This window comes from Sorangium sp. So ce1153, from assembly GCF_051521595.1.
GTDB lineage: Bacteria > Myxococcota_A > Polyangia > Polyangiales > Polyangiaceae > Sorangium.
Map to the genome: position 1 here is coordinate 6775748 of NZ_CP150361.1, position 26791 is coordinate 6802538.

The window sequence follows — 26791 nt, forward strand, 5'->3', positions numbered from 1 at the left end:
TCCATACAACAAGAGGAGAGGCGTGTCCCTCTGTAGGACCGAGAACTACCCCGCGTTGGGACGGCAAAGATGGCTACCGGGCACGCTCGTCAGCCCGTCCGTCGACGCTCTCCGGCAGAGATCGCTTGGCTGCTCTGTTGCCAGAGCGGCGACAGCCGCGTTGTCGACGCGCGACCGGCGCCTTGTTCTTCAGCGCGGCTATCGCCGGGAGCCACGTCTCGAGCCGGGTCACCAGCCACCCGTGAGCCCCCTTCCTTCATCACCTCAGGCGACGAGAGATGGATCCGGGTGATGAAGGTGGACTCGCACTCTCGCGCGCGGGCGTGGAGCTCGCGATGCCTTCCGCGGCGCCCCGGCGCGATGACCCCAGCCACGCCGACAGCGCGCGATCGATGACGAAGAACGTGAGCGCCGCCGCGGCCGCGACGAGGGCGAAGAACGGGTAATACTGCGGGAACATCCCCTCCCAGCCCGCCCAGACGCGCTGAGACAGGTTGACGTTCGCCGCCGGGGACGTGAGCGCGCGCGTCAGCCCCACGAGGGCGAGCAGCGCCCCGGTCGCCTTGAGCCAGGCGCGGTGCGGGAGCCCCATCTCCCGCACCGCGAGCACGGCGACGATCGGGCAGAGCACGTGCGGCAGGAACGTGGTCAGGATGAGCCCGCTCCCCGTCGCGATGTCGAGCAACCAGATGGGCGTCCCGAACGCGAGCCACAGCGCGGCGATCGCGGCGAGGTCCGGCTTCGCGAAGAAGCAGCCGGCCGCGAGGAGCAGCGGCGCGACGTTGCACATCCACAGCAGGTCGTGCGGAGAGCCCCGCCGCACATGGTTGCCGCCGTGGACGACGAACGCCATGGCCGCGAGGCCGCCCATCACCCGAAGCCGCGACGAGGATGGCACCGTCGGCCGACGCTGGTTCCCCGTTGCGCCGATCGCCACGGTCGACATGGCGATCAGAAGTACCCGCGCTCTCCGGCAGGCGCAACGTCTCACCGGCGGTAGCCGGCAGGCGGCGGCGCGCGGCTCGGGATAGAGTGTCCTCGAGGCGCCGGGAGGCGAAAGCACGATGAGCGACGGATCACATGAGTGCGATCTGGTGATGAGAGGCGGGATCACGAGCGGCATCGTGTACCCGCCCGCGGTCCTGCAGCTCCACAAGAATGGCTATCGATTCCGCGGCATCGGCGGCGCGTCCGCGGGGGCGATCGCCGCCGCGGCCACGGCCGCGGCGCAGCACGGCGCGGGCACGCGCGGATTCGAGAAGCTCAGCGCGCTGAGCGACAGCCTCGGCAAGAAAGGGCTCCTCTTGAAGCTCTTCCAGCCGATCGACGAGATGCGCCCGCTCTTCGAGATCGCGGTGGAGATCCAGCGGCGCGCCGCCGCGAGGGCGGCGAAGCCCGGAGGCGGCCGCGCCGGCGCCCCCGCCGGGCCGGCGGCGGGCGCCACGGAGCAGAGCCTCTTCTGGTTCATCGCCCGACGCCTCGTGCGGATGGACGCCATCCTGCGCAAGCGGGGTGTACGCTCCTATGCCGTCGGCCACGCCGCGGGCGGGCGCTGGGGCGCCCTGGTCGGGGCGGTCGTGGGCGCGGTGCTGCTGGTGGTCTCGCTGCCCTGGACCCTGCTCGCGTCCCGGGCCGGCACCGAGCTCGCGGGCGCCACCGCGGTCTCGTGCGCCGTCGCCGCCGGCGTCGGCTGCATCGCGCTCGGCCGGCTGCTCGGCGGATGGCTCGCCGTCGCCTGGGATCTCTTCGCAGGGAAGCTGCCACAGGGAGGCCTCTTCGGGATCTGCACCGGCCACAGCGGCGACGCGCGCAGCACGGCGCTGACGGACTGGCTTCACGAGAACATCAACGACATGGCCGGCAAGGAACCGAGCCAGCCGCTCACGTTCGAGGACCTCGCCCGGGCCACCGACGAGGAGAACGGCGTCGAGCTGAAGATGGTGACGACCGACCTCAGCTCCGCCAGACCTTATGTGCTGCCCTTCACCGACAGGTCGTTCCTGTTCAAGGGCAGCGAGATGCGGAAGCTCTTCCCCGCGCCGGTGGTCGATTACATGATCGCCGAGGGCAAGCGGGGGCGTAGACCAGAGTGGCTGCCCGAGGATCATCACTGGTTGCCCACGGGCAAACGGCTTCCGGTGATCGTCGCCACCCGGATGAGCCTCAGCTTCCCGGTGCTGCTCAGCGCGGTGCCGCTCTACCGCCTCAACGCTGCTGCGATGAAGAGGCTGAAGAAGGAGCGGCGCCGCAGGTGCGACCCCGACGCCGACCTCGAGAAGCACTGGTTCAGCGACGGGGGCATCGCGAGCAATTTCCCCATCCACTTCTTCGATCGATGGCTGCCCGACCGCCCTACGTTCGGCATCTCGCTCGCCTCGAGCGATGACGAGAGCGAGAGGCCGAGCCTCCCGGAGGCGCGGGGCACCTGCGCGACAAGGCCCATGTGGGAGCCCATCGAGAGCCTGCGCGGCTTCCTGTGGTCGATCATCGATACGTCGATGGGGTTCCGGGACGGCATGCAGTCCGAGCTGCCGAGCTACCGGGAGCGCATCGTGCGTATCCCGCTCTCGGCCGGGCAGGGCGGCTTGAACCTCGCGATGGCGCCCGAGGTCATCAGGGACATGCAAGAGAAGGGGAGAGACGCGGGCGAGCGCCTGGCCACCGAGTTCAAGTTCGACCAGCACCGGTGGGTGCGCTTCTGCGTGCTCACCGAGCACCTCGAGCGCGAGCTCGTCCCGCTCAAGCGGGTGTTCCTGGGGACCGAGAGCCACGCGAGCTACGCGGGCGTCTTCACGGCGCAGGAGGAAGCGTACCGGCGCGCCGCGCAGGAGAACGACGCTTCCTTGAGGTGGTATCGTCCGAAGGATGGCCCCTGGTGCGCCGAGGCGACCCGGCGCATGAGCGCGCTCATGACGGTCGTGGACGCCTGGCAACAGGCCACCGAGGTCCCGCTCAAGCTGCCCTTCTTCGGCCGGAACACGCCGTCACCCGACTCGGCGCTGAGGATCACCCCGGAGGTGTAGCCAGCAGCGCCGGTCGTCCGGCCCCGGCGCCCGCGGATCCGTCGCCTGGGCATTCCCTCGCGCGCGTTTCCTGTCTAGCCTCCGCCCATGCTTCGCATCGCCGCCCTCCTCGCCACCCTCGCTCTCGCCGGCTGCGGCGGGGCCCCGAAGCCCCCGCCGGAGCCTCCGCCGCCCGCCCCGATCGCGTCCCAGCCCGAGCCGGAGCCCGAGCCGCCTCTGGACGACGCGCCGATGCTCGACGTCACCTCGGCGCAGGCGACCGAGATCCTGCTGGACGGCAAGCCCATCGGGACGACGCCGATCACGGGCCGCAAGGTCCCGCCCGGGACGCACGAGGTGACCTTCGTGGACCCGGAGCGCGGCAACCGGACCATGATGGTGACGCTCGAGCCGGGCGACGCGAAGACGGTCCAGTCGGACCCGCCGCCGTCGATCCAGGAGAGCGGCGGCGGGGACGCCAAGGGCGAAAAGAAAGACGAGAAGAAGAAGTAGCGCGCAAGTTACCAGCGCTGAACACGAGGCAGTGGGTCACGCTTCCGCGGACTCGTCCCGCCCGATTCGATGTCTCGCTCAGCTGCCAGGCCGCTGACGCCCGCCGGCGCGACGCCGGCGCTGCGCATGATGAGCCAGGCCATGACCATCGCGGCGATCACGCGGCAGGCGAGCTCGACGCGCGGGATGGTCGCCTCCGCGGGCGACAGGGGCAGGCGCGGCATGGCGCGCGAGCCCAGGACGGGCGACAGCAGCGCCAGAGCGGCGGCCCACGGCGGCAGCAAAGACGGGCTCTCTGCACGTCTCCTCGTGCGTCGATTCGTGCGTCGATCGAGCCCGCGCCGCGCGCGGATAGACGCGATGCCCGAGGAGGCGCGGTCAGCGCGCGAGCGCATCGGCCGGAGCAGGGCCCGCGCGCGCCGGCGCGCCCTCCGCTACGCGTGGGGCGCGACGATGCCCTGGCCCAGGCCGCCGTCGACGGGCAGCTCGACGCCGGTGGTGAACGTCGCGTCGAAGGCGAGGAACAGCACCGCGCGGGCCACCTCGTCGGGCGTGCCGATGCGCTTCATGGGGGTGACCTCGTGGCCCTCCTTCTCGAAGGCCGCGAGGACCTCCGCGGGGGCGCCCGTGACGCCCATGGTCGGCGTCTTGATGAACCCCGGGCTCACCGCGTTCACGCGGATCTGCCTGGGCAGGAGCTCCGCGGCGAAGACCTGCGCGAACGAGCGGAGCGCCGCCTTCGACCCGGAGTAGACGCTCATGCCGGGATTGCCGCCCTCGTTGGCGATCGAGGTCGTGAAGACGATGGATCCGCCGTCCCGGATGAGCGGGGCCAGGCGCTGCACCGTGAAGAAAGCGCCCTTCGCGTTGACGCCGAAGGCCCAGTCGTACGAGGCCTCGGTCACCTGATCGAGCCGCTCCAGGCTCGCGACGCCGGCGTTGACGAACAGGAGGTCGATCTGGCCGAGCCGCTCCGCCACGATCGCCCGGAGCGCGTCGATGTCCGCCATGCTCCCCGTGTCGGAGCGCACGGCGTGCGCCCCGGGCCCGAGCTCGCGCCGCGCTGCCTCGACGTTCCGCTCGTTCCGGCCGGTGAGCAGCACCTCGGCCCCTCCGTCGAGGAGCGCCTTGACGGTGGCGAGCCCCATGCCATGGGTCCCGCCGGTGACGACAGCCTTCTTCCCTGCATAGCGCTTCATCGCATGTCCCTCCATGGCGTCAGGCGCCCTCGCGCAGCACCTTGATCAGCGCGCTCGGAGACTCGGCGCCGTGGCCCGCGGTCACTCCCTTCCTGAAGAGCCCCGAGGCGAACAGCGGGAGCTCCGTGTTGAGCCCCGCCTCCTTCGCCTGCCGCACGAGGATCTCGGCGCCCCGCCAGCAGGCGTCCAGCGAGCTCTCCGGGTCACCGAACGCTCCGGACTGGATGACGTGAGCGTCGTGCTTGATCATCGCGCCGACGGCCGGCGCGACGTCGGCCAGCATCGAGCCCAGGTCGGCCACGCTCAGCCCCTCGGCCTCGCAGATGCGCGCGCCGTGGTAGAAGCCGAGGAGCCCCACGAACACGTACGAGAGAAACGCGAGGTCCAGGGCCGACGCCGTGCCCACCTTCTTGCCGAGGTAAGGCACGGCGCCGGCCATGCGCTCGAGGAGCGGCTTGCTCTTGCGGTAGGCCGAGTCCGAGCCCGAGACGAGGATGGTGCTCTCGGGCTTTCCGATCTGGCTCGGGATGGCCAGGATGGCGCCGTCGAGGTAATCGACGCCCCGCTCCTTCGCCCACGCCTCGCCGCGGCGCGCGTCCTCGGGGGTCCCCGTGCTCAGCTGGACGAGCACCTTGCCGGCGAGGGCCGCGGCGGCGTCGCGCGCCTCCAGCAGGCGGTGCGTCGCCTGGTAGTCGGCGACGCAGACGACGACGACGGCGCTCGCCTGCACCGCCTCCGCGACGCTCGCCGCCGGCGCCGCGCCCTGCGCGACGAGCGGCTCGGCCTTCGCGGCCGTCCGGTTCCAGACGGTGACGCGGTCGCCGCGCTCGAGCAGCGCCCGCGCGAGCGCGAGGCCCATGGGACCCAGGCCGATGACAGAGACTTCACTCATACGATGTCCTCCGTTGGCTCACCCGCGTCGATGGCGGGCGCGTTTGCTCGCCATGGTTGGGCCCGCGCGGGGCGCCGTCGCGCACGTTCGGACGCGCGGAGAGCACGTTCGGACGCAATCAGACATTGAGCGCCATCGAGCGCCATCGAGCGCCATCGAGCGCCATCGAGCGCATCCGGGCGCCCCCCGAACGCCGGAGCAGCAGCGCATGGCGCACGGCGCGCCGCCGGTGGATACTCGGGCGGGATGCAAGCCATCGGCACACAGGAGCAGGCCGCGCCCCGCCCGCGCCTCGGGATGCGCGTGGACGTCCTCACGACCCAGGCCGGCGTCATCGCGCTCGAGGCATCGGACGACCACCGGCTGCGGGTCCTCGCGGGGTCGCCGGTACGCGGGATCTGCGGTGTCCAGCGGCTCCTCTACACGCGCGGCGACATCGACATCCTCCCTGCCGGGTTCGCGGACGTCTGGGAGGAGGAGGACGCGAACACGTCGCTCATCCTGCGGCTCTCCCCTTCCCTCCTGCGCCGCGCGGCCATCGACATGGGGCGCGACCCCGACAAGGCGGGCCTCGATCTGCGCCACCAGCTCAGGGATCCTCAGATCCAGCACATCGCCTGGGCCCTCGACGCCGAGCGCATGGCCGGATACCCGAGCGGGCTGCTCTACACCGAGAGCCTGGGCCTCGCCCTCGCGGTGCACCTGCTCGGCCGCTCCCCGGCGCCGAGCAAGCCGCCGCGCGGGCTGTCGAAGCTGCAGCTGCGGCGCCTGACGTCGTACATCGAGGAGCACCTCGATCAGAACCTCTCCCTCGAGCGGCTCGCCGGTGTCGCCGAGGTCAGCGCGTCCCACCTGAAGACGCTGTTCAAGCGGTCGACCGGTGTCCCTGTGCACGAGTACGTCGTCCAGCGCCGGGTGGAGCGCGCGAAGGCGCTGCTCCTGCGCGGCGATCTGCCTGCCAGCCAGGTGGCGATCGAGGCGGGGTTCGCGCACCAGAGCCACATGGCCAGGTGCATGCGCCGCGTCCTCGGCGTGACGCCGACGGCGCTGGCCCGCCGCCCGGCCGCGCGCTGATCTGCGCAAGCAACCGGGCGGAGAGCGCGCCCCTCACGCGCCCGCGCCGTCCCTGGCCAGGCGAGAGAGCTTGTCGGGGTTGCGCACGATGTAGATGTTCGTCGCCGCGCCGTGCTCGTCATAGGCGAAGGAGACGCAGGCCGTGGCCGAGCCGTGCTTCCGCAGCACGACGCCCCGGCCTCCGTTGATGTCCTCCTCGTCCCATTCGTAGCCGCTCCAGTACTCGTGGAGCGCGCGGCGGATGAAGCCGAGGACCTCGGCCTTGCCCCGCAGGACATGGAGGAGGGTGGGGACCTTGCCGCCCCCGTCGGCGCAGAGCTCCACGTCGTCCGAGAGCAGCGCCGCCAGGTGGTCCGTGCCGCCGCTCGCGATGGCGCTCTGGAAGGCGGCGAGCAGCCGCTCCTGCCGGTCCAGGGGGGTCGCGTGCCGCGCCTTCGATTGCGCGATGTTGGCGCGCGCGCGCGAGACGAGCTTGCGGCACGCGCTCTCCTGGATGCCGAGCGCCGCGGCGACCTCCGGGTAGGAGACGTCGAAGACCTCGTGGAGCAGGTACGCCGCCCGCTCCTTCGGGGCGAGCCGCTCGAGCACCAGCAGGAACGCTGTCTGGAGCGACGACGAGAGCGACAGCCGCTCGCCGGGATCGACCTCGGCCGGCGCGTGGATCGGCTCCGGCAGCCACGCGCCCACGTAGTCCACGCGGGCGCTCCGCGCGGAGCGCAGGAGATCGATGCACCGGCGCGTGCAGAGGGTCGTGAGCCACGAGGCCGGGTTCTCGATGGCGCTCCTGTCGGCGCCCTGCCACTTCAGGTACGTGTCCTGCACCGCGTCCTCGGCCTCGGCGCGCGAGCCGAGGATGCGGTAGGCCAGGCCGAGCAGCATGGGCCTGGCCGCCTCGAAGGCCGATGCGTCGTCGCGCTGCGCCATGTCAGTGCTTCGACACCTGGAGGCGGTTCCAGAGGTTGATCATGGCGACAGCGGCGGTCAGGACGCCGATCTCCTCCTCGGAGAAGTGCTCCCGCAGCCGCGCGCGGAGCGGTGCGTAGTCGGTCTTCCGGTCGAGGACGGTCAGCGCCTCGGTCCACGCGAGGGCGGCCCGCTCGCGCTCGTTGAAATCGCTGACGTGCTCCCAGACGACCACGCGGTCGAGGCGGTCGTTCGTCTCGCCGTCCTCCCGCGCCTCCCTGGTGTGCATCTTCACGCAGAAGGCGCACTGGTTGATCTGCGACGCGCGCAGGTGCACGAGGTGGATGATCTTCCGGTCGAAGGCGTGCCCCGCTATCACCCGGTGCACGCCGGTCAGCGCCTGCACCACGTCCGGGATCACCTGCTCGTACTTCACCGAGGATCGCTCGCTCATCGTCGTTCTCCTTGTCATGGGCCCCGCGGGCCCCTCCACCTGACGACGATCCAGCCTTCGCGCCTGTGACGTGGGACCGGCGCGCGCGCTCACCGGGCATAAAATTTCGCTCTCATATGAATTTTACACCAATCCACGGAGAGATCGCTGCGAAGAGCACCGGCCAGAGCGACCTCCGTGAGTTTGGCCGCGCGCTGGACTCTGGTACTTGAGGCGCCGCGCAGGCTTGCCGCGCCAATGACACACCGATTACCCTGGTGAGATGAGCCTGGCAGCTTCCCTGTTGCGGATCGATCCTCGAGACGATGTGGCCGTCGCCGTGCGGGGCCTGGCTGCCGGCGATCCGGTGGCCGAGGCGATCACCGCCCGTGTCGAGATCCCGGCCGGACACAAGGTGGCGCTGCGCGCGGTGGCCGCCGGCGAGCCGGTGCGGAAGTACGGATGGCCGATCGGGCGGGCGACGGCGGACATCCAGCCGGGCGACCACGTGCACACGCACAACCTGGCCACCGCGCTCTCCGGCCTCGACACCTATGCCTACGAGCCCACGACGCCGGAGCCCCTCTCCGCCACCGAGGACCGCACCTTCATGGGTTACCGGCGGAAGGACGGGCGGGTGGGCACCCGCAACGAGATCTGGATCCTGTCGACGGTGGGCTGCGTCTCGCGCACCGCCCAGAAGGTGGCCGCCGAGGCGGACAGACGCTTCAAGGGCCGGGTGGACGGGGTCTACGCTCTCACCCACCCCTTCGGCTGCTCCCAGCTGGGGGGCGACCTCGAGGCCACCCGCCGGATGACCGCGGCCCTGGCCGGCCATCCGAACGCGGGCGGCGTGCTGATCATCGGCCTGGGCTGCGAGAACAACCAGCTCGGCCTGCTCCTCGAGAGCGCCTCGCACCTCGATCGCGAGCGCCTGCGGTCCTTCGCCGCCCAGACGGCCGAAGATGAGATCGAGGCGGGCCTCGAGGCCGTCGAAGAGCTGGTCAGGATCGCCGAGCAGGACCGCCGCGAGCCCTGCCCCGCCTCCGACCTGGTGATCGGCCTCAAATGCGGCGGCTCGGACGGCTTCTCGGGGCTGACCGCCAACCCCCTTGTCGGCCGCATCGCTGACAAGGTATGCGCCGCCGGCGGCTCGGCCATCCTGACCGAGATCCCGGAGATCTTCGGCGCCGAGCGCCTGCTCATGGCCCGCGCCGAGAGCGAGGCGGTTTATGCGGACGTCGTCGGCGTGGTGAACGACTTCAAGAGCTACTTCATCGCCCACGGCGAGCCGGTGTCGGAGAACCCCTCGCCCGGCAACATCGCTGGCGGCATCACCACGCTGGAGGAGAAGTCCCTTGGCGCGGTGCAGAAGGCCGGCCGCGCCCCGGTGACCGAGGTGGTCCGCTACGGCAGGCAGATCCGCGGCAAGCCGGGCGTGGCTCTGCTGGAGGCCCCCGGCAACGACGCTGTCTCGTCCACGGCGCTCGCCGCCTCCGGCGCGACGGTGATCCTCTTCACCACCGGCCGGGGCACGCCGCTTGGCTTCCCCGTGCCGACCCTCAAGCTCGCCACCAACTCCAGCCTCGCCCAGCGCAAGCAGCGCTGGATCGACTTCGACGCCGGCCGCGTCGCCTCGGGCGAATCGATGGACGCGGCCGCCGACGCCCTGATGGACCTGGTGCTGGCCACCGCCTCGGGCCGCCCGACCCGCGCCGAGGAGAACGACGAGCGCGAGATCGCGCTCTGGAAGCGGGGCGTCACCCTCTGAGCCTGGAGCGCCGCTCGGAGCCCGCGCTCGGCCTCGCTCCGCCGCACGTCGAGCGGCCCACCCGGAACCGCTTGGGCAATCAAACAGGTTAAAACCTCGAGAAAATGAACCACAGAGGCACAGAGGACACAGAGTCTCTTTGTTGTTCCTCTGTGTCCTCTGTGCCTCTGTGGTTCAAATCTCTCGATTCCCGGGCGTTTCGAGCTGATCGGCGCTCTATGGCACCTCGCGGCGGTCGATCTCGATCCGGAGCGGCTCGATCTTGCCGACGATGAAGAGGTAGCTGAACGCGCCGAGCAGACAGAAGCCGCCGGCCACGACGAGCGGGATCGTGAACGAGCCTTTGGTCAACGAGACCATCACGCCGGTGAACGTCGTGAGGACGATGCCGGCCAGATTCGACGCGAAGTTCTGGATGCCACCGATCGAAGCCACATGGCGCGGCGTCGGCGCCACGTCGCCGGGGAGGGACCAGACGCTGGCGCCGGCGAACGCAAGGCTCGAGTACGAGATGCCGAAGAAGATGAGCATCAGGGGCACGCTCGACGTCAATGACGACAACGTGATCGCCGACGACACCAGCATGCCGCCCACCATGCAGGTCTTGCGCGCGGCGGTGAGGCTCCAGCCGCGACGGTAGAGCGCGTCGGAGACGAAGCCGCCGATCCAGCCGCCCGGGATCGCCATCAGCGCGGGAACCATGCCGAGCGTGCCGAGCGACTTGAGCGAGAAGCCGCGCGTCTGCACCAGGTAGCTCGGGAACCACGTGATGAAGAAGTAGTTGGTGAAGTTGAGGCAGAAGAAGCCGAGCATCATGCCCCAGAGCGTGCGATGGCGGAAGAGCGACGCCCACGTCACGTCGCTCTGCGCGTCCCTGGCGGGCGCTGCGTGGATGACGTCGGCCGCGCCCGTCATGTCGCCGTGAGAGGGGCCGCGGTAGATGACGACCCAGCCGAGGATCCACACCGCGCCGAGCAAGCCCGTGATGATGAAGGCCGCCCGCCATCCGAACGTGTCGATGATGAGGGCGACGAGGGGGATCGACAGCGCCGAGCCGACGCGCGCGCCGCTATCGAAGATGCCCGTCGCGAGCGCGCGCTCGCGCGGCTTGAACCACTGGCTCACGAGCTTGGCGCAGGCCGGGTAGGCCCCCGCCTCGCCGGCGCCGAGCAGCAACCGGAAGCCGAACATGGACGCGACGCTCGACGCGCCGGCCGTCGCCACGGTGAAGAGCGACCACCAGCCGACGGCGACCGGCAGCGCGACGCGTCCCCCCACACGGTCGATGAACCAGCCGAACGGCATCTGCATGAGCGCGTAGGTCCAGAAGAAGCCGCTCATGATGAGGCCCATCTGGGCCGGGCCGATGCCGAGCGCCTTCTCGATCTCGGGCGCCGCGACCGCCAGATTGGCGCGATCGATGTAGTTGATGGCGACGGCGAGGAAGCACAGGAAGAGCACGACCCAACGCATCTTTCTCATCTACATGTCTCCCTGCGCTCACGCGGGCACGGCCGCGCGAAGCGACGCGCGCAGCCGGGGCTGATCGAGGTTCAAGCCGAGCTCGCGCGCGAGCTCGATCACCGGCCCGAAGCGACGTCGCTTCTTCTCGTCGTGGTTGCGCGCGATATCGGAGAGCCGGTGATCGAGGAACGGGTTCTCGAAGCGCTCGCGCACCTCGTCGAGGTAGGCGCGCGCGTCAGCGCCCTTGCCGAGCGCGTCGAAGACGGGCAGCACCTCGTCCCGCCAGAGCGCCTCGAGCTCGGCGCGCAAGGCCGGATCGCGCATCGCGCGCCGCGTGTTCTCGTCGGCGGGGCGCGCGTCCATCTGCCAGCGCTCGGCGAGGTAGGTGTGCCCGAGGTTCAAGAGCAGCAGCTTCAAGCGCTCGTAGTGGGGCAGGTCGTCGGTCACGATCATCGCTTCGTGCCGGCACGGCAGCACCATGCCCTCGCGCCGCTCGATCGCCCAGAGCGCGTAGGGCTCGGCGATCGCGCCGACCGGGCGGATCGGCTCGGAGACGATCCGGTCGACGAGCGAGTTCACCCAGATGCACGTGTGCTCGACGTAGCGCAGGAAGGCGGCGTCGGCGCCCCACTGGCGCGCGACACCGGCGACGAGCGCGCGCAGCGTGTCGCCGTTGTTCGACACGAGCTCGCAAGGCAGCAGCGTGAGCGGCGCGGCGCCCGCGTCGAAGCGCGCGCGCAGCAGGACGACGAGCTTCGCGGCGAACCCGCGCGGCACGCCCGCGCCAGGCGCGAGCAACGACGCCGTGTCCTCGGGGAAACAGACGTATCCGCTGTCGCTCGTGTTCGAGAGCACGACGCGCGCGTCATGCGCGAAGCGCTCGCGCACGAGCGGCCAGTGGCTGTTCGCGTCGAGCGCTTCCGTGATCGAGCTGCATTCGATCGTCGTGTTGACGACCTCTTCGCGGCGCAGCCCGCGAATCCGCACGGTGTAACGCGGCTGTGCGCGCAGCGCGTCGATGCGCGCGCGGCTCTCGGGGTTCGACGTGGTCTGCACCACGGTGACCGTCCCGAGCGCGTCGCCCGCGCGAAGCGCCTCCGAGATGAAGAAGTCCGCGTGAGCCTGCAGAAACCGGCTCGTGCCGAACTGGAGGATCGGATTGCCCATGTCAGTGCTCCGGCTGCTCGGCAGGCGCGCTCACGACACGCCGACCATGATCTTGGAGGTTCGACCGGGGTTGGCCGCCCAGTCGGCGAGCGCGTCGGGCACGCCTTCGATGGGGATCGATCGCGAAATCAGGATGTTCGGGTCGAACGTGCGCCGCTCGAAGAAGGCGATCACGTCCGAGAACTCGCCCAGGCAGTTGCGCGAGCCGAGGATGTCGAGCTCCTTCATCACGAACAGCTTGGTCTCGTAGCTCACCGGCTCTTTGCCGTACCCGATGTACACGACGCGACCGCAGAACTTCACCCACTCCACCGCGTTGCGGTACGTCGCGGTCGAGCCGACGGCCTCGATCACGACGTCCGGCCCGTCGTCGCTCGTCAGGTCCATCACGCGCTCGCGCGCCTCGGCGTTCGCGAGCACCGCCTCGCGCGCGCCGAGCGCCCTGGCGAGCGCGAGCTTCTCGTCCTGCGTGTCGAGCGCGATCACGCGCGCGCCGCGGCTCACCGCGCCGGCGATGGCCCCGAGCCCGACGCCGCCGCAGCCCATCACCAGGACGGTCTCCTCGGCCTCGACGCGCCCCCGCGCCGCCGCGTGAAAGCCGACCGAGAACGGCTCGACCAGCGCGAGCTCCGTGAGGCTCAACTTCGGCGACGTGAAGAGCTTCTGGTAAGGCACGGTCACGAGCTCGGTCAGCGCGCCGTCGCGCTGCACGCCCATGGTCTTGTTGATCCGGCAGGCGTTGCGCCGTCCCGCGCGGCACGAGGGACACACGCCGCACGCCGTGTACGGCGTGAACGTGACGTCGGTCCCGACGCGCCAGTCCGCCTCGACGCCGGAGCCGAGCTCCACGATCGTGCCGGCCACCTCGTGACCCAGCACCCGAGGGTACGTCACCATCGGGTTCTTGCCCAGGAACGTGTTCAGGTCGGAGCCGCAGAGACCGACCCGTTGCACGCGGATCAGCACCTCGTCGTGCGCCGGCTCAGGCTCGCGGATCTGGGTCACCTGCGCGGCCGACGGACCGGTGATCGTCAGGGCTTTCATGCTGTCATTGCCTCGCTGAGCGACTTCGTTCACTCGCGGCTTTCACGGCGCGCTCCGCAGCCGGGGCCGCTTCGTTCTGCAACAAAGAAAACACCGCGCCACGCCGGCTGGCAGGAGCCGAGGCGACGTGGCGCTGCTTCACGCGCCGCGCGCGGGGCGGCAGGCGCCCTCGCCGCGGCGCTCGGGGCGCCCCTGTTCAGGGATGACGCGCATAGAATTTCTGTGCGTTCTTGAACATCACCTTGTCACGCGCCTCCTGACCGAACTCCTTGAGGTAGAGCTCGGCGATCTCGATCTCCGAAGCGAGGCTGCCGCCCATGTCGACCACGGGCCAGTTGCTGCCCCAGATCAGCCGGTCTTCGCCGAAGGCCTTCATCAGCACGTCGAAGTGCGGCTTGTACGCCGCGACGTCGGTCGGCGCCTTCCAGGGGTCGTCCTCGGTGGCGGCCGGGTTGTACATGTCGAAGAACGACGAGAACTTGATGTAGATGTTTGGGTGCTTGCCCAGCCGCTGCATCGCGTCGACCCAGGCCGGATCCGGCGTCGCCCCCTTCGCGCCCGCCAGGTGGTCGATGATGATACGGAGCCTGGGCACCGCGGTCGCGAGCGCCTCGACCTTGTCCTTCGGGTTCAAGGTGCCGCGGCTGATGATGTCGAGCGTCATGCCCTTGGCCGCGAGCTCCTCCAGCGAGGCGAGCTGCTTCTGGTCGAGCGTCAGCGTCGGGCTCCAGAGGAAGCCGCGGATGCCGACGACGCGCGGGTCCGCGGCGAGGCGCGCGAGATCGGCGCTGAAGCTCGGCGAGCCGATCTCGAGCTGCGCGACCAGGAACTTGAAGAAGCCGTTGCCCTTCATCATCTCGAGGACCTTGACGTTGTCCTCGACGACGGGGCTGGCCTCGACGACGCCGGTGCCGATGATGCCATTCTGCTTCGCGACGGCCTCGTACTCTGCGGGCAGCACGTCGCGGTAAATCGGCTTCTGCTTGGCCTCCGGCCAGACGACGCCGCCCGGCCGCGTGACCTGGTAGAGATGGATGTGCGTGTCGAGGATCGGACCGCGCTGCTCCGCCGGCACGGCCAGCGGGGCCGCCGCCTTGCTCGTGTCTCCCGCCGTCTCCGGCGGCGGCGCGGTGGTCGAGGAAGACGACGCGCACGCCGCGAGGGGCGAGAGCGCCATCGTCAGGCACAGCGTGGCGAAGTTCGCTTTGATGCTCGTGAGCATGTTCAGGTGGAGCCTTTCAGGCGCCAATGTGAACGTTCACAATAACCATGTCAAGAGTGATCGCTTGCACGCGTCTCGACGCGTTCCACGCGCTCCGGCGGTTTGACCAGGAGACGAGCTGACTGGCGCAGGCGCTCGTCACCGGGCCATCGAAGACGCGGCGTGGTGACGCCGTCCGGTCGAACGCCGCCGGCGGCGCGGGCGGGCGATCCTCCCCCGCTTCCGCCTCGGCACTCATCGCAATTTTGCAGCCATTCTCAGCAGATTGTTCCCGACCACGTGGAATCGCCTCCACCGGTCGGAGCGATCCGCTCGAGCCTCGTGTCGACTCCACCTGCTCGACCCCGAGACGTGCCTGAGCGACCTGCTTGACGCGGCGCTCCGGAGGAGCACCGCCAGCCTTTACTCCTCGAGATCGAGGATATTCCCGGTCCGATCGATTGGTGTTGACGGCCATTATGTGAGCGCTCACAATACAGCCCCGGGGTGCGCCGGTCTCGTCTTGTTCGCGTCGTCATGCGCACCGAGGCCTCCGTCATGGGATCGATCTCGGTCGATCCTGGCCGGCTCCGTTCGCTCAACCGTCGCGGGAGCGATTGTTGATCGACGGCGCTCGGCGTTCTGCAGGGTGATCCACCAGAGGACACCGCGCATCTCGCTCGTTCGAGCGTCTTCGGCTCCATCCTTCTTCGGGGGCAGAGGCTCGATTCGCTCCCGGAGATGGTCCGGCACCAGCAGCGTGCGCCCCCTCCGGCGCCTCTCGAGCGAGCGCGATCCGCGGGCCACTGCCAGGTGCTCTTGCGCTGAGTCAGCGGTGCGAAGCGTGGACTGAAACAGCTCCCTGCCCGACCGCACGGAAGCAGCCCGCGCCCTCGTGGTTGGCCCCGATCGTTGGGTTGTCGATAACTGCTGTGAATTCTGTTGCTCGCGAGGAGTCATGCGAAGCTTGATCAATCGTTATGTTTACGCGGCCCTGATCGGCCTCTTGCCGCTCGGCGGCGCGTGCTCGCACGGGTCCGACCCCGGTCCGAGCGCCAGCGGCACTGCGACCAGCGCCGTTGGCGCGACCGGGGTGGGAGGCGGTGGAGCCGGCGCGGCCGGGGTCGGCGGCGGCGGCGGCGGCGGCGGCGGTCCGGGAGGCCAGGGAGGCCAGGGAGGCCAGGGAGGCGGCGACCAGCTGGAGTGCCCTCCTGCGCCCCCAGAGACCGGGCTTCACGCCACAGACGCCACCGGCGTCACCTTCAACCTGGAAACCGGCCTGCTGAGGCTGGAGGTTTGCAACGAGAGCATCATCAGGGTCCAGTACGCCACCGCTCCTTCGCTCCCTGAAAAGACATCTCTGTCTGTCAACAGCAAGTGGGGCACACCGAGCTTCTGCGTCACGGAGAGCTCCGGGACCGTGACCATCACCACCTCACGCTTGAAGGCCCACGTCGACACGACCAGCGGCCTGGTCACCTACGCCGACCTGAACGACAACGTCATCTTGTCGGAAGACAGCAAGGGCTTGACCCCGGTGACCGTCGAGGGGGTCAGCACGAACCGCGTCGAGACGGTCTTCAACTCGCCGGCCGAAGAAGCCTTGTTCGGCCTTGGCCAGCACCAGGACAGCGTGATGAACCGCAAAGGGACGACCCGGCGCATCGTCAACGTCAACACGGAGATCAACGTCCCGCTGCTGGTGTCCAACAGGGGCTACGGGATCTTCTGGGACAACTACTCCGCCTCGGACTTCGACGGGACCGAGTCCAACGACACGAAGTACAGCTACGTGTCCGAGGCCGGCGACATGGTGGACTACTACTTCTTCTACGGCCCGAGCATCGACCAGGTCGTGGCCCGGTACCGCACCGCGACCGGCGCAGCCCCGTTGTTCCCGAAGTGGGCCTACGGGCTCTTCCAGTCGAAGGACAAGTACAGCAGCCAGTCCGAGCTCCTGAGGGTCAAGGACGGCTACCGCAACAACAACATTCCAGTCGACTGCATCGTCCAGGACTGGGATTACTGGACGCCGTACGCGTGGGGCTCCCACTTCATGGATCAAGGCCGCTATCCTGATCCGCCGGCCCTCATCAACGAGATGCACAAAGCCAACGTTCACACGATGATATCGATCTGGCCGCTGTACCAGCGCGTGAACACGGAGAGGAAGGCCGGGGAGATGGACAACTACAAGGCGCTCGACGAGATCGGAGCGTTGTTCGCCAGCGGCGGCACACACCATTTTTACGACACGCTCAACCCCGCCGCCAGAGCTCTGGTGTACCAGCAGATCCACGATCGCCTGCTGGGGCCGCACGGCTGGGACGGCATCTGGGCCGACAATACCGAACCTCAGGGCTATCCGGATCGCGTCGACGTGCGCGCGGCTGACACCGCGCTCGGCAAGGGGGCGCTGTACGTGAACGCTTATCCCCTGGGGCACGCCCAGGGGTTGTACGAGCACTGGCGCATGACCGGCCCGAAAGAGAAGCGAGTCTACGTCCTCACCCGCAGCGCCTTTGCCGGCCAGCAGCGATATGCCACGACGTGCTGGTCGGGGGACATCGACAGCAATTTCCCCACCTATACCAAGCAGATCCCCGCGGGGCTCAACTTCTCGCTCGCGGGGATGCCCTACTGGACCACCGACATCGGCGGGTACTGGGGCCACAACGTGGACTGGACCACCAGCGCGAACAATGAGCTCTTTACCCGCTGGTTCCAGTATGGCGCCTTCTCCCCGATCTTCCGGATCCATGGAGGCGGCTCGAGGGAGCTGTACAGCAACAGCTGGAGCGCTGCCACCAAGGCCAATCTGCTCAAGATCGACAACCTCCGCTACCGGCTGATGCCGTACGTCTACTCGTTGGCTTGGAAGGTGACCAGCGAAGGCTACACCATGATGCGTCACCTGGTCTTCGACTACCCCAGCGACGAGAAGGTGTTCAACATCAAGGATCAGTTCCTGTTCGGCCCTGCCTTCCTGGTCAATCCGGTGACCACCGCGGGCGCTACCAGCCGCTCCGTTTATCTCCCCGCGGGGACCTGGTACGACTTCTGGACAGGCTCGACGACGGACGGCGGGCGTACGGCCTCGGCTCCCGCGCCGCTGAGCGAAATTCCCCTCTTCGTCAAGGCGGGCTCGATCGTTCCCATGGGTCCCAATGTCCAGTATGCGACGCAGAGCATCGATCCGGTGGAGATCCGGATCTACGCAGGTCAGGACGGGTCCTTCACTCTCTACGATGACGAGGGCGACAGCTATAATTACGAGGAAGGCAAGTACTCGACCATCCCACTCACGTGGGACGATTCTGCCAGGAAGCTGACCATCGGCGCAAGGACAGGGAGCTATAGCGGGATGCCGGCCAGCAGGACGTTCAGGATCGTGTGGGTAGGATCCAGTCATGGCGTCGGCGTCGATGTGACGGCTGCTGCCGATCAAGTGGTCACGTATGATGGCTCAGAGGTGATCGTGACCGCAAACTGAGCAACGGCCGCTGGCGCCCTCGTCGACGCGCCCTGGCGCCGCGCCGCGCCGCCCATGCCCTTCCCCGCCCCCGACTCGGTGGTGGCCGGATTTGAACATGAAGGCGGGAAGGCGGGAAGAAAAGATCAATGATCTTCCTGCCTTCCCGCCTTCATGTGAATCACTCCGGGGCAAATTGGGCCACCACCCCCGACTCGGTGGTGGGGAAGGGACGCCGGACGCCGGCTGCCGTGTCCAGAACCACACGAGTAACCTGATTTCCTGTCTCGACTCAATTCCGCTCTTCGTCGATCGTTCGCTGACCCTTGACAGCGCGATCCTCGACGTCGTATCACGATAGATCGAGCATGGACTCCTGGGGCTCTGCATCGCCTCCGTCGGAGGGGGTGTGGCTCACGCACGGCGGACGACGCATCTGCTATTTAGAAACCGAGCTGCGCGTGGGAATCGCGTCCCCGCTCTGGGCATCGTGCACGCCGGCGGCGCCCGATCACCTGGGTCACGTCACATGCGACACCTGGGGATGAGCTCGCGGGAGGAGGGATTCTGTCGCAGGGGTACCGAGCGCGATCGAGCGAACCACGGACAAGGAGGGTTCTCATGACAAGGGTTGGACGATGTTGGACGGCGGCCTTCGGGCTCCTGCTGACGACGGCGGCGTGCGGGTCGAGCGATACCGCCGACGCGGGCACGGATGTCGGACACATCGAGCGGCCGCCGACGCCAGCGAGCGAGTTCACTCCGGTGGTGCTCGAGGCGACGGTCGATAGGCTCATCGCCATGATGAACGAGAGCACGATCGAGCCGATGCAGATGGTGGTCCTGCTGAAGAACCTCGACACCTTCTTCGAGCCGATCGCCACGGGCGCGAGCCGAGCCATGGGTGAGCTCGGTGTCACGGGGAACGTGCTCGGGCCGACCGACCAGTCGTGGGCCGATCCCACGACCTCGCAGAGCCTCCAGAATCAGCAGCTCGAGCAGGCGGTAGCGGATGGCGCCGAAGGGATCGGCGTCTCGCCCTACGGCAACGACAACGCGGCCGCCGTCGACAAGGCTGTCGCGAACGGGATCCCCGTGGTGACGCTCGACACCGACGTGCCGACCTCGAAGCGCTCGCTCTACGTCGGAGCGCTCAACACCTCCGCGGGAGCCACGGCGGCGAACACCCTGCTCCCGATGCTGCCCCCACCGCCAGGTACGGTGGTGATCCACGGCACCACCTCAGCAGACTGGAGCGACGGGTACGCTCGGACACAGGGAGCCCAGGAGGTGGTCGCGGCAGCCGGTTACACGCCCCTGGTGAGCCAGGCCGCCTACTTCACCGATGAGGCCACCGACGTCGGCTGGATGAAGCGCGACATCGAGGCCGCGAACCCGCCCGTCGTCGGCATGGTCGGCCTGTTCAACATCTCGTACCGGTGCGTGATGGGCGCAGACGCCGCGGGCATACCGGACGTCCCCATCGTCGCGTTCGACTTCGATCCCAGGACCGTCGACTACATGCGCCAGGAGCGCATCAAGGCCACACACACACAGCGGCAGTACTACGAGGGGTACCTTGTGCCCTACATCCTCTATGGCATCAGGACCATCGGCCTCGACGCCACCAGGGAGATCCTCGCCCCGCTGATGGACGGCGATAGCCGGGTCAACATCGGCCTCGACGTGGTTCCGGCGGGCAAGATCGACGCTTACAACGCTTTCCTCGACGAGATCGGCGCAGGTCAGTAGCGGGATCGCCGCTCGTGGCAGACCTCGCGCGCCGCCGCCGGGCGCTCGAAGCCCGAGGAGGCTGGATCCGGCCCGGCGGTGCCGGGGAGGCCGCAAGACCGCTTGCAAGACCGAAGACAGACGATGGTCGAACATGCCCGGGGGGAGACCGGCCGAGGGCGGAGGGCGCCTCCGCTTGCCGGCCGTGGGATGTCGAAGAACGACGAGAACTTGATGTAGATGTTCGGGTGCTTGCCCAGCCGCTGCATCGCGTCGACCCAGGCCGGATCCTGCGTCGCCCCTTTCGCGCCCGCCAGGTGGTCAATGATGATACGGAGCCTGGGCACCGCGGTCGCGAGCGCCTCGACCTTGTCCTTCGGGTTCAAGGCGCCGCGGTTGATGATGTCGAGCGTCATGCCCTTGGCCGCGAGCTCCTCCAGCGAGGCGAGCTGCTTCTGGTCGAGCGTCAGCTTCGGGCTCCGGAGGAAGCCGCGGATGCCGATCGCGCGCGGCCTCGGCATTCATCGCAAATTTGCACCCATTCTCAACAGATTGTTCCCGACCACGTGGAACCGCCTCCACCGGTCGGAGCGATCCGCTCTAGCCTCGTGTCGACTCCACCCGCTCGATCCCGAGACGTACCTGCGCGACCTATTGCGCTGCGCTCTCATTGCGCTGCGCTCTCTACGAAGGGGACGCCGGGCGCCGGCTGCCGTGCCCAGAATCACACGAGCAGCTAGATTTCGCCTCGACCCAATCCCGCTCTTCGCCGATCGTTCGCTGACCCTTGACAGCGCGATCCTCGACCTCGTATCACGATGGATCGGGCATGAACTCCTGGCGCTCTGCATCACCTCCGTGGGAGGGGGTATGGCTCACGCACGGCGGACGACGCATCTGCTAGATCGAAACCGAGCTGCGCATGGGAGTCGCGCACCGGGTCTGGGCATCGTGCTCGCCGGCGGCGCCCGGTCACCTGGGTCACGTCACATGCCACACCTGGGGATGAGCTCGCAGGAGGAGGGATCCTGTCGCAGGGGTACCGAGCGCGCTCGAGCGAACCACGGACGAGGAGGGTTCTCATGACAAGGTTTGGACGACGCTGGACGGCGGCCTTCGGGCTCCTGCTGACGACGACGGCGTGCGGGTCGAGCGATACCGCCGACGCGGGCACGGATGTCGGACCCATCGAGCGGCCGCCGACGCCAGCGAGCGAGTTCACTCCGGTGGTGCTCGAGGATACGGTCGATCGTCTGCTCGCCGTGATCAACGAGGGCACGATCGAGCCGATGCACATGGTGGTCCTGCTGAAGAACCTCGACACCTTCTTCGAGCCGATCGCCACGGGCGCGAGCCGAGCCATGGGTGAGCTCGGTGTCACGGGGAACGTGCTCGGGCCGACCGACCAGTCGCCGGACGATTCCACGACATCGCAGGACCTCCAGAATCAGCAGATCGAGCAGGCGGTCGCGGGCGGCGCCGAAGGGATCGGCGTCTCGCCGTACGGCGACGTCAACGCGGCCGCCGTCGACAAGGCTGTCGCGAACGGGGCCCACGTCGTGACGCTCGACACCGACGTGGCGGCGTCGAAGCGCTCGCTCTACGTCGGAGCGCTCAACACGTCCGTGGGAGCCACCGCGGCGAACACCCTGATCGCGATGCTGCCCCCACCGCCAGGTACGGTGATAGTCCACGGCACCAGCGGAGCAGACTGGGTCGACGGGTACGCTCGGACGCAGGGAGCCCGGGAGGTGATCCAGGCAGCCGGTTACGCGCCCGTGGTGAGCGAGGCCGTCTTCTCCGCCGAGGAGGCCGTCGACATCGACTTGATGAAGCAAAACATCGCGGCAGCGAACCCGCCCGTCGTCGGCATGGTCGGCCTGTTCAACATCTCGTACCGGTGCGTGATGGGCGCAGACGCCGCGGGCATACCGGACGTCCCCATCGTCGCGTTCGACTTCGATCCCAGGACCGTCGACTACATGCGCCAGGAGCGCATCAAGGCCACACACACACAGCGGCAGTACTACGAGGGGTACCTCGTGCCCTACATCCTCTATGGCATCAGGACCATCGGCCTCGACGCCACCAGGGAGATCCTCGCCCCGCTGATGGACGGCGATAGCCGGGTCAACATCGGCCTCGACGTGGTTCCGTTCGACAAGATCGACGCTTACAACGCATTCCTCGACGAGATCGGCGCAGGTCAGTAGCGGGACCGCCGCTCGTGGGAGACCTCGCGCGGCGCCGCCGGGCGCTCGAAGCCCGCAGATCCTGCGTCCGACCCGGCGGCGCCGGGGATTCCGCGAGACCGCTTGCAAGACCGAAGACAGACGATGGTCGAACATGCCCGGGGGGAGACCGGTCGAGGGCGGAGGACGCCTCCGCTTGCGCCCGCCCGCCTGGACGTGCGAAGCTGCGCCGCCGTCGGCTAAGGAGGTCTTTGTGGTGAGCTTGTTCGAGCCCTTTCGTTTGAAGGACGTGACGCTGCGCAACCGCGTGGGCGTCGCTCCCATGTGCCAGTACTCCTCGAGGAATGGGTATGCCACCGACTGGCACCTTGTTCACCTGGGCTCGATGGCGCGGGGCGGCGCCGGGCTCGCGATCGCGGAGGCCACGGCGGTGTCCCCGGAGGGGCGCATCAGCCCGCGGGACGCCGGCCTCTGGGAGGACGGGCAGATCGAGCCGCTCCGGCGGATCACCGCGTTCCTCAAGGAGCAGGGCGCGGTCCCCGGAATCCAGCTCGCGCACGCAGGGAGAAAGGCCAGCGCCAACCGGCCGTGGGAGGGCGATAATCACCTGACGAAGCAGGAGGGCGCGTGGGAGATCCTGGCGCCCTCGGCGAAGGCGTACGGCGAGCGGCTCACTCAGGTGCCGAAGGAGATGACGAAGGCCGACATAGCGCGCGTGAAGTCCAGCTTCGCCTCCGCCGCGCGGCGGGCCAGCGAGGCAGGCTACGAGTGGCTCGAGCTGCACTTCGCGCACGGCTACCTGGCGAACAGCTTCTTCTCGCCGCTCTCGAACGCGCGCACCGACGAGTACGGCGGGTCGTTCGAGAACCGGAGCCGCTTCCTCGTCGAGACGCTCGAGGCCGTGCGCGATGCATGGCCGGAGCGCCTGCCGCTGACCATCCGCCTCTCGGTCACGGACTGGTTGGACGGCGGCACCACGATCGAGGAATCGATCGAGCTGACGAAGCGGCTCAAGGCCTCCGGCCTCATCGACCTCCTCGACGTGAGCCACTCGTTCGTCGTCCCCGATTGCACGAAGATCCCGTGGGGTCCTGGCTTCCTGCTCCCGTACGCCGCGCGCATCCGCAAGGAGGCGGGCGTGCCGGTCGGGTGCGGGTGGTTCATCAACAGCCCCGAGCAGGCGGAGGCGGCCCTGAGGGAGGGCCAGGCGGACCTCATCCTCCTGGGGCACCCCCTGCTGGACGACCCGCACTGGGCCTACCACGCGGCGAAGAAGCTCGGCGTGGAGCAGCCGACAAGCGTGCTCCCGTCGCCGTACGCCCACTGGCTCAAGCAGCGCTGAAGGGAGCGGCCCCGCGGGAGCGCCATCAGGCCGAGCGCTCTGCCTCGGGGCGCACCTCCGCTGGCTCGTGACGGCGCGGAGGCCGTGGAGTTTCACCGCGGGCGGCCGGATGTGGCAGCATGCGGGCCGGAGGAAACCCCACCGTGCGCCTCGGGATCGATTTCGGAACCACGCGGACCGTGGTCGCGTGCTGCGACCGCGGAAACTACCCCGTCATCAGCTTCCTGGACGCGGCGGGGGACACCGTGGACTTCTACCCCTCCGTGGCGGCCGAGCGGCGGGGAGAGCTCCGGTTCGGCTTCGACGCCCTCGCGGTCGCCTCGGACCCGGAGTGGACCGTGCTCCGGTCGTTCAAGCGCGTGCTCTCGGGTCCCCGCGCCTCGCCCGACTTCGAGGTCGAGATCGGCGGGACGAAGCTCCGGGTGCTCGACCTCCTGACCCTGTTCCTGAGGTCGCTCCGCGACGCCGTCCTGAACCGGTCGAACCGGCCCAGGAAGAAGGACGACGACGGGCGCCTCATCTGCGTCGTGGCGACCCCGGCGAACGCGCACGGGACGCAGCGCTTCGTGACGCTCGACGCGTTCCGCCGCGCCGGCTTCGAGGTCATCGCGCTCCTGAACGAGCCGTCGGCGGCCGGGTTCGAGTACACCCACCGCCACCGCAGCACCATCACGTCGAAGCGCGAGCACATCGTCGTGTACGACCTCGGGGGCGGGACGTTCGACGCCTCGCTGGTCCACATGACCGGGCGCAGCCACGACGCCGTGACGACCGCGGGGCTGAACCACCTCGGCGGCGACGACTTCGACGAGGTGCTCGCCTCGATGGCGCTCGCCGCGGCCAAGATCGAGCGCGAGGACCTGCCCGCGCGCGCGCTCGCGGCGCTCGCCGACCAGTGCCGCGAGGCCAAGGAGCGCCTCAACCCGAACTCCCGGCGGATCGTGATCGACCTGGAGGCGTGCCTCGGCGACCTGGCGCCCGCCCACGAGGTGACGATCTCGGCCTCCGACTTCTACGACCAGTGCGTGCCGCTCGTGGAGGCGACGATCACCGCGATGCAGCCGGTGACCGCGCGGCTCGACGCGGGCGCGGGCGAGGCGCTCGCCGACATCGCGGGGATCTACGTCGTCGGCGGCGCGAGCTCGCTGCCGATCGTCGCCCGGACGCTGCGCGAGCGCTTCGGGCGGCGCGTCCACCGGTCCCCCTACCCCTCGGCGGCGATCGCGATGGGCCTCGCCATCGCGGTCGACGAGGACGCGGGCTTCGAGCTGTCCGACCGGCTGTCGCGCCACTTCGGGGTGTTCCGGGAGAGCAGCGGCGGGGACGAGGTGGTCTTCGATCCGATCTTCGACCGCGAGGCGCGCATCCCGTCGAGCCAGGAAGCGCCGGTGGTCTCGCGCCGCGTGTACCGGGCGGCGCACAACGTCGGCCGCTACCGGTTCGTCGAGTGCGCCGCGCTCGACCGGCTCGGCGTGCCCCACGGCGACATCACCGCCTTCAACGAGGTCGTGTTCCCGTTCGACCGGCGGCTCCGCGACCGCGCCGCCGAGCTCGCCGCCGTGACCGTGGAGCGCATGAACGACGAAGGGCCGCTGATCGAGGAGCAATACGCGATCACGCCGCACGGGATCGTCGAGGTGACGATCACGGACGTCGAGGCGGGGTACCAGCGCGTCTACCAGGTCGGGGCGTGAGCGCGGGCCGCAGCGCTGGCCTCGTCGCGCCGGGTCCCGCCTGGGCGCGCCACGTCTCCCGGTGAGCTCCAGCGCTCCGGACAGACGCGCGTCGCGGTGGTGGCCGGATTTGAACATGAAGGCGGGAAGGCGGGAAGAAAAGATCAATGATCTTCCTGCCTTCCCGCCTTCATGTGAATCACTCCGGGGCAAATTGGGCCACCACCCGCGTCGCGTGGGCGCGCGGGCGCGCTGGCAGGCAGGCAGATAGACAGACAGACAGAGGGCCTGAGCGCTGGAGGTCGTCGCGCTTGCGACATCCGTCAGGCTGACCATACTCTGCGCTGTTCCGGCGAGCGTGGTTTGCTGCGCTTGTCCTGCTGGGGGGCAGGATCATGCACATTCCTGAAAGGGCGGCGCGGCGCGCCGAAGCGAAGGTGCGCGCGATCGTCGCGCGGCTGGCCAGATCGGAGCACCCCGAGGCGTTGCCTGGGCACGCCGATCTGTTCAAGACGATCGGTATCAGCCTGCCCGCGGCGCTCGATCTGCTCGTCTCGCTGGAAGAAGAGTTCGGCATCTCGATCCCCGACGGCGCCTTCATCGAGGCCCGGACGGTGACCGCGCTCGTGGCGCTCGTGACGGAGATCGCACGGCGAACGCCCCGCGCTCTCGAGGCGGCGCCTCGGGCGGTGATCGCCGGGTGAAGGGGCCTTGCCCGCCGTCCCCCGACGTCACGGGAGCAGGCGGCGCAGCGCCTCGATCACGACCGGCAGGCTCGCCAGCGCCCCGAGCGTCGTCACGACCGCGGTGGCCGCGGCGAACTGGCCGTCGCAGCCGTACCGCGCGGCGATGATCACGGAGACCATCGAGGTCGGCATGGCGGACTGCAGGACCGCCACCTCGGAGGTGGGCCGCTCGAGGCGGAGCGCGAGCGCCGCGCCGAGCGCGACCGCGGGGGCCAGGAGCAGCTTCACCGCGGCGACGGCCACGAGCGGCCGCACCCGGCCGCGCAGCGAGCGCAGGTCGAGGCTCAGGCCGAGCGCGAGGAACACGAGGGTCGGGGTCGCGCTCCCGAGCGCGTCGAGCGCGCGCTCCACCCACGCCGGCAGCGGGATCGGCAGGGCGTGGAGGGCGAGGCCGGCGGCGATCGACAGCACGTTGGGGTGCAGGAGCACCCTGAGCACGCCGCGCGCGTCCACGTCGCCGCCCGCGCCCATGCGCGCGGCGAGCGCGACGCCGAAGGTCCAGAGCATCAGCGTCGTGACGATGCTGTCGACGAGGATCGCCGTCCCCGCCGCGCCGCCCGCCTGCCCGTACAGGGCGAGCACGACGGGGACGCCGAGGAACCCGGTGTTGGAGAAGCTGCCGACGAGGCCCGCGGCGCCCTGCGCGGCGCGCGGGAGGCCGAGCGCGCGCGCGACCGCGATGCCCGCGAGGGCGCACGCGAAGAGCGCGGTCGTCGAGGCGGCGACGGCGCCCCACGCGCCGTGACCGATGCCGGAGCGGCGCAGCACGGAGACGATCAGCGCGGGCGTGGTGACGTCGATGACGAGCCGGTTCAGCACGGCCGCGTCGGCCTGGCCGCTGCGGCCGAGCGCGCGCAGGAGCACGCCGACCCCGAGCACCGCGAACAGAGCAAGGAGCTGCGTGATCAGATCGCCCGACGGCACGGGCGGCTTTTAGCTCGGAGAGGAGGGACGTCCAGCGGTCTCGGCCGT

At 69.3% G+C, this 26791-nt stretch carries 22 protein-coding genes; 10 read left to right on the forward strand and 12 right to left on the reverse strand.

Annotated elements, in window-relative coordinates; genetic code table 11:
* Positions 1-259: 259 nt before the first annotated feature.
* Positions 260-871, reverse strand: a complete 612-nt coding sequence (locus WME85_RS24340; protein WP_437841405.1) for a hypothetical protein — start codon at positions 869-871, stop codon at positions 260-262.
* A 193-nt stretch (positions 872-1064) separates the two neighbouring features.
* On the opposite strand from WME85_RS24340, the gene WME85_RS24345 reads away from it, so the two are divergent.
* Positions 1065-3023 carry a patatin-like phospholipase family protein gene (locus WME85_RS24345; protein WP_437841407.1) on the forward strand — a complete coding sequence of 653 codons (1959 nt, stop codon included), beginning with the start codon at positions 1065-1067 and terminating at the stop codon, positions 3021-3023.
* Between the two features lie 87 nt (positions 3024-3110).
* A complete protein-coding gene (locus WME85_RS24350) occupies positions 3111-3515 on the forward strand; it encodes a PEGA domain-containing protein (protein WP_437841410.1) in 405 nt (134 codons plus the stop codon).
* Positions 3516-3523: 8 nt separating this feature from the next.
* Here WME85_RS24350 and WME85_RS24355 read toward each other — a convergent pair whose 3' ends face one another.
* From WME85_RS24355 to WME85_RS24365, 3 genes are all read right to left on the reverse strand, one after another.
* Complete coding sequence (locus WME85_RS24355) at positions 3524-3799, reverse strand: hypothetical protein (protein ID WP_437841412.1); 276 nt, start codon at positions 3797-3799, stop codon at positions 3524-3526.
* A gap of 150 nt (positions 3800-3949) precedes the next feature.
* Positions 3950-4714, reverse strand: coding sequence for an SDR family oxidoreductase (locus WME85_RS24360; RefSeq protein ID WP_437841415.1), 765 nt, complete (start codon positions 4712-4714; stop codon positions 3950-3952).
* A gap of 19 nt (positions 4715-4733) precedes the next feature.
* Entirely contained in the window at positions 4734-5606 is an 873-nt protein-coding gene (locus WME85_RS24365) for an NAD(P)-dependent oxidoreductase (RefSeq protein ID WP_437841417.1), read from the reverse strand.
* Positions 5607-5852: 246 nt separating this feature from the next.
* Here WME85_RS24365 and WME85_RS24370 point away from each other — a divergent pair, with 246 nt between their 5' ends.
* The gene (locus WME85_RS24370; protein WP_437841419.1) at positions 5853-6680 is read left to right on the forward strand and encodes a helix-turn-helix domain-containing protein; all 828 of its coding nucleotides are present in this window, start codon (positions 5853-5855) and stop codon (positions 6678-6680) included.
* 33 nt (positions 6681-6713) lie between these two features.
* Here WME85_RS24370 and sigJ read toward each other — a convergent pair whose 3' ends face one another.
* Both sigJ and WME85_RS24380 read right to left on the reverse strand, forming a co-directional pair.
* Positions 6714-7604: an RNA polymerase sigma factor SigJ gene (sigJ, locus tag WME85_RS24375; RefSeq protein WP_437841422.1), complete on the reverse strand. Its 891-nt coding sequence runs from the start codon at positions 7602-7604 to the stop codon at positions 6714-6716.
* A gap of 1 nt (position 7605) precedes the next feature.
* Positions 7606-8037 carry a carboxymuconolactone decarboxylase family protein gene (locus tag WME85_RS24380; protein ID WP_437841425.1) on the reverse strand — a complete coding sequence of 144 codons (432 nt, stop codon included), beginning with the start codon at positions 8035-8037 and terminating at the stop codon, positions 7606-7608.
* Between the two features lie 262 nt (positions 8038-8299).
* Between WME85_RS24380 and WME85_RS24385 the strand changes: the two genes are divergently transcribed.
* Positions 8300-9787, forward strand: a complete 1488-nt coding sequence (locus WME85_RS24385; RefSeq protein ID WP_437841426.1) for a UxaA family hydrolase — start codon at positions 8300-8302, stop codon at positions 9785-9787.
* 216 nt (positions 9788-10003) lie between these two features.
* Here WME85_RS24385 and WME85_RS24390 read toward each other — a convergent pair whose 3' ends face one another.
* The 4 genes from WME85_RS24390 to WME85_RS24405 all read right to left on the reverse strand — a co-directional run bounded on the left by WME85_RS24390 (position 10004) and on the right by WME85_RS24405 (position 14684).
* Entirely contained in the window at positions 10004-11269 is a 1266-nt protein-coding gene (locus WME85_RS24390; RefSeq protein ID WP_437841428.1) for an MFS transporter, read from the reverse strand.
* 18 nt (positions 11270-11287) lie between these two features.
* Positions 11288-12418, reverse strand: coding sequence for a mannitol dehydrogenase family protein (locus WME85_RS24395; RefSeq protein ID WP_437841430.1), 1131 nt, complete (start codon positions 12416-12418; stop codon positions 11288-11290).
* A gap of 30 nt (positions 12419-12448) precedes the next feature.
* Entirely contained in the window at positions 12449-13462 is a 1014-nt protein-coding gene (locus tag WME85_RS24400) for a zinc-binding alcohol dehydrogenase family protein (protein ID WP_437841432.1), read from the reverse strand.
* 196 nt (positions 13463-13658) lie between these two features.
* Positions 13659-14684 (reverse strand): amidohydrolase family protein, encoded by a 1026-nt coding sequence (locus WME85_RS24405; protein WP_437841434.1) that lies wholly within the window; start codon positions 14682-14684, stop codon positions 13659-13661.
* Positions 14685-15621: 937 nt separating this feature from the next.
* Here WME85_RS24405 and WME85_RS24410 point away from each other — a divergent pair.
* Positions 15622-18156 carry a glycoside hydrolase family 31 protein gene (locus tag WME85_RS24410; RefSeq protein ID WP_437841436.1) on the forward strand — a complete coding sequence of 845 codons (2535 nt, stop codon included), beginning with the start codon at positions 15622-15624 and terminating at the stop codon, positions 18154-18156.
* A gap of 600 nt (positions 18157-18756) precedes the next feature.
* The gene (locus WME85_RS24415; RefSeq protein WP_437841439.1) at positions 18757-19887 is read left to right on the forward strand and encodes a substrate-binding domain-containing protein; all 1131 of its coding nucleotides are present in this window, start codon (positions 18757-18759) and stop codon (positions 19885-19887) included.
* Here the strand turns inward: WME85_RS24415 and WME85_RS24420 are convergent.
* A complete protein-coding gene (locus WME85_RS24420; protein ID WP_437841441.1) occupies positions 19881-20387 on the reverse strand; it encodes an amidohydrolase family protein in 507 nt (168 codons plus the stop codon). The two genes, WME85_RS24415 and WME85_RS24420, sit on opposite strands and share 7 nt — an antisense overlap.
* Positions 20388-20948: 561 nt before the next feature.
* Between WME85_RS24420 and WME85_RS24425 the strand changes: the two genes are divergently transcribed.
* From WME85_RS24425 to WME85_RS24440, 4 genes are all read left to right on the forward strand, one after another.
* Positions 20949-22079: a substrate-binding domain-containing protein gene (locus WME85_RS24425; protein WP_437841444.1), complete on the forward strand. Its 1131-nt coding sequence runs from the start codon at positions 20949-20951 to the stop codon at positions 22077-22079.
* Between the two features lie 232 nt (positions 22080-22311).
* Positions 22312-23400, forward strand: coding sequence for an NADH:flavin oxidoreductase/NADH oxidase (locus tag WME85_RS24430; protein WP_437841447.1), 1089 nt, complete (start codon positions 22312-22314; stop codon positions 23398-23400).
* 119 nt (positions 23401-23519) lie between these two features.
* Positions 23520-25094, forward strand: a complete 1575-nt coding sequence (locus WME85_RS24435) for an Hsp70 family protein (protein WP_437841449.1) — start codon at positions 23520-23522, stop codon at positions 25092-25094.
* Between the two features lie 374 nt (positions 25095-25468).
* A complete protein-coding gene (locus WME85_RS24440) occupies positions 25469-25777 on the forward strand; it encodes an acyl carrier protein (RefSeq protein WP_437841451.1) in 309 nt (102 codons plus the stop codon).
* 27 nt (positions 25778-25804) lie between these two features.
* Here WME85_RS24440 and WME85_RS24445 read toward each other — a convergent pair whose 3' ends face one another.
* A complete protein-coding gene (locus tag WME85_RS24445) occupies positions 25805-26743 on the reverse strand; it encodes an AEC family transporter (protein ID WP_437841454.1) in 939 nt (312 codons plus the stop codon).
* Positions 26744-26791: the final 48 nt, after the last annotated feature.

Bases quoted from the DNA above. Each gene is read 5' to 3' on its own strand.
- WME85_RS24420 (WP_437841441.1), bottom strand. From the start codon at position 20,387: ATGCCGAGGCCGCGCGCGATCGGCATCCGCGGCTTCCTCCGGAGCCCG.
- WME85_RS24415 (WP_437841439.1), top strand. From the start codon at position 18,757: ATGACAAGGGTTGGACGATGTTGGACGGCGGCCTTCGGGCTCCTGCTG.
- WME85_RS24395 (WP_437841430.1), bottom strand. From the start codon at position 12,418: ATGGGCAATCCGATCCTCCAGTTCGGCACGAGCCGGTTTCTGCAGGCT.
- WME85_RS24410 (WP_437841436.1), top strand. From the start codon at position 15,622: ATGCGAAGCTTGATCAATCGTTATGTTTACGCGGCCCTGATCGGCCTC.
- WME85_RS24400 (WP_437841432.1), bottom strand. From the start codon at position 13,462: ATGAAAGCCCTGACGATCACCGGTCCGTCGGCCGCGCAGGTGACCCAG.
- WME85_RS24435 (WP_437841449.1), top strand. From the start codon at position 23,520: ATGCGGGCCGGAGGAAACCCCACCGTGCGCCTCGGGATCGATTTCGGA.
- WME85_RS24405 (WP_437841434.1), bottom strand. From the start codon at position 14,684: ATGCTCACGAGCATCAAAGCGAACTTCGCCACGCTGTGCCTGACGATG.
- WME85_RS24345 (WP_437841407.1), top strand. From the start codon at position 1,065: ATGAGCGACGGATCACATGAGTGCGATCTGGTGATGAGAGGCGGGATC.
- WME85_RS24390 (WP_437841428.1), bottom strand. From the start codon at position 11,269: ATGAGAAAGATGCGTTGGGTCGTGCTCTTCCTGTGCTTCCTCGCCGTC.
- WME85_RS24365 (WP_437841417.1), bottom strand. From the start codon at position 5,606: ATGAGTGAAGTCTCTGTCATCGGCCTGGGTCCCATGGGCCTCGCGCTC.
- WME85_RS24350 (WP_437841410.1), top strand. From the start codon at position 3,111: ATGCTTCGCATCGCCGCCCTCCTCGCCACCCTCGCTCTCGCCGGCTGC.
- sigJ (WP_437841422.1), bottom strand. From the start codon at position 7,604: ATGGCGCAGCGCGACGACGCATCGGCCTTCGAGGCGGCCAGGCCCATG.
- WME85_RS24440 (WP_437841451.1), top strand. From the start codon at position 25,469: ATGCACATTCCTGAAAGGGCGGCGCGGCGCGCCGAAGCGAAGGTGCGC.
- WME85_RS24370 (WP_437841419.1), top strand. From the start codon at position 5,853: ATGCAAGCCATCGGCACACAGGAGCAGGCCGCGCCCCGCCCGCGCCTC.
- WME85_RS24385 (WP_437841426.1), top strand. From the start codon at position 8,300: ATGAGCCTGGCAGCTTCCCTGTTGCGGATCGATCCTCGAGACGATGTG.
- WME85_RS24340 (WP_437841405.1), bottom strand. From the start codon at position 871: ATGGGCGGCCTCGCGGCCATGGCGTTCGTCGTCCACGGCGGCAACCAT.
- WME85_RS24425 (WP_437841444.1), top strand. From the start codon at position 20,949: ATGACAAGGTTTGGACGACGCTGGACGGCGGCCTTCGGGCTCCTGCTG.
- WME85_RS24360 (WP_437841415.1), bottom strand. From the start codon at position 4,714: ATGAAGCGCTATGCAGGGAAGAAGGCTGTCGTCACCGGCGGGACCCAT.
- WME85_RS24380 (WP_437841425.1), bottom strand. From the start codon at position 8,037: ATGAGCGAGCGATCCTCGGTGAAGTACGAGCAGGTGATCCCGGACGTG.